The sequence below is a fragment of the Acinetobacter sp. 12966 genome (assembly GCF_031196995.1).
Taxonomy (GTDB): Bacteria; Pseudomonadota; Gammaproteobacteria; order Pseudomonadales; family Moraxellaceae; genus Acinetobacter; species Acinetobacter geminorum.
Genome location: NZ_JAVIMC010000085.1, coordinates 1 through 345, shown reverse-complemented (window position 1 = coordinate 345; position 345 = coordinate 1). Strand labels below are relative to the sequence as shown.

Sequence of the window (345 nt, the reverse complement as noted above, 5' to 3'; positions counted from 1 at the left end):
TGAACGAGCAGGATGTAAATGAGATCCAAACAATCCAGGCACGCCAGTTGCGTCTTATACATTTAACTATGACGAGAACAGCAGCGATGCCTATGTGATCGGCACGGTTAAGGCGACTGATGCCGATGCTGGCACCACGCTGAGCTACAGCATCAGCAGTGGCAACGGCAATGGCTGGTTCGAGATCGACGCCAGCACGGGTGAGATCAGCCTGACCGCAGCGGGAGTGGCTGCTGCGGCCAATGACTTCGAGACCCTGGCGAACATCCACAACCTGGTGGTGACAGCAACTGATGGCACCAACAGCAGCAACATCAACGTGACGCTGAACGAGCAGGATGTAAA

The 345-nt window shown here is 55.1% G+C and carries 1 protein-coding gene; it reads left to right on the top strand.

The features are described from left to right. Nucleotides 1–94 precede the first annotated feature (94 nt). The coding region (locus RFW85_RS12455) for a cadherin repeat domain-containing protein (protein WP_309171580.1) at nt 95–345 on the top strand (251 nt) is incomplete at its 3' end.